This window comes from Methylobacterium platani (assembly GCF_001653715.1).
GTDB classification, from domain to species: domain Bacteria; phylum Pseudomonadota; class Alphaproteobacteria; order Rhizobiales; family Beijerinckiaceae; genus Methylobacterium; species Methylobacterium platani.
In genome coordinates this window covers 1-1464 of sequence record NZ_LWHQ01000079.1, presented here as the reverse complement: position 1 = coordinate 1464, position 1464 = coordinate 1, and the positions used below count along the sequence as shown (strand labels likewise).

General features: G+C 61.8%; 2 protein-coding genes. Both read left to right on the top strand.

Features of this window, described 5'->3' with window-relative positions:
- Positions 1-173: 173 nt before the first annotated feature.
- Positions 174-656, top strand: coding sequence for a hypothetical protein (locus tag A5481_RS29480; protein ID WP_048435738.1), 483 nt, complete (start codon positions 174-176; stop codon positions 654-656).
- A 166-nt stretch (positions 657-822) separates the two neighbouring features.
- A partial coding sequence (locus A5481_RS29475) for a PAS domain-containing protein (protein ID WP_156655669.1) occupies positions 823-1464 on the top strand: 642 nt, incomplete at its 3' end.

The window sequence follows — 1464 nt, the reverse complement described above, 5'->3', positions numbered from 1 at the left end:
GTGAAGAGCAAGCTCTGATCCTTGATTGAGGCAGCCTCAGGCAAGCCGCTCCGCAAGGGGCGGCTTTGTCATATGGGTAACTAGCAAGTACCAGGCTTAATCCGGTCGCGTAGGACTCGTAATTTATGGGTTCATCGCTGCTGTAATCCTTTTTCCGGCCCTACGATGTTCTGATGCCAACTCTATCTGACCGGCAGCGCGTCGAACTCGCGATCCCGGCCTATCTCCTTTACGCCTCGACAGCAGCGTCAGGCGTGTTTGTTACGGCCGACCCGGACCAGGCGGCAAAAGCAGAGGCCGATATCGCTGCGCTTCGCGCCGACCTGCAAGCCGCCCTCCTCGAGCCCTTCGGCGATCTCGTCGCAAGGAAGCAGCACGCCCTCCTGCGCTGGGTCGAGCGCATCGGGAAGGCCATCATTGTCGGATGGGGTAACCGGCCGGCGCTGAGTGTGATGCTGGCTCTCTGGTACTTCCTCAAGGACTTGACCGACCGCGAGGTACTGATCCTATGGGAGGGCTCGGCTATGGAACGGGCGACAAGCAGACTTCTGCCCATGTTCGCACACGGCTTCGAGGAGCAAATGCGTGATGCTGCAGCTCAGGATCAGGCCCATCAGCTCCTAGCGCGCATGAATGCTGAAGGGCTCTACGGCTGAGTAGGCCAGGGGCCTACCCACTTCGAACCGAAGAGGCCGGCTGCTCTGGCCCTACGACCGTGCACAATGGTAGGCGTCGCTCAGGAACAAACGTGACAGGCGCGTGGCCATCATCCATCCATCTACCCGATGACCGCGACCCAGTGCTAGGTAAGCTTTCGGACCAATGATAGACGACCTCGAGCGGCTCTCACGGGCGGAACTTGAAGCCGAGGTGCGGCAGTTGCGCGCCGAACGAGACGCCGGCTCGACAGCCTCTTACGTAGCGAACCTGAGCCCACCTGGCAGGTCCACCCCCGCCGATGCCGGGGTGCTATTTTCGGCAGTCGAGCGGACCGGCCTGCCGATGATCATCACCGATCCCAATCTACCCGACGAACCCATCATCTTCGCCAACCGCGCCTTCCAGGAGATGTGCGGCTATGGCGCGGATGAACTCCTGGGCCGCAACTGCCGCTTCCTGCAAGGGCTAGGCTCCGAGCAGGATCAGTTGACTGCGCTGCGCGCGGCGCTCGCCCAGGGACGCAACATCGCCCTCGAGATCACAAATTATCGCAAAGACGGGACCGCCTTCATTAATAACCTGTTCGTCGCGCCGGTCTACGACGCGGATGGACGCCTGCTCTACCGCTTCGGCAGCCAGCTCGACGTGACCGAGGTGCATCGCAACCGGCAGCGGTTGGCCGAAAACGAGGAGCGCCAGCGTGCGATCTTCAACAGCGCCAGCGAGATGGCGATCATCGTCACGGATACTGAGGGCCGGGTGACCGACTGGAACGTCGGGGCGGAACGCATCCTGGGCTGGTCG

What these genes read in the sequence shown, in the direction of transcription:
- A5481_RS29480 (WP_048435738.1), top strand. Translation starts at nt 174, where the DNA reads ATGCCAACTCTATCTGACCGGCAGCGCGTCGAACTCGCGATCCCGGCC.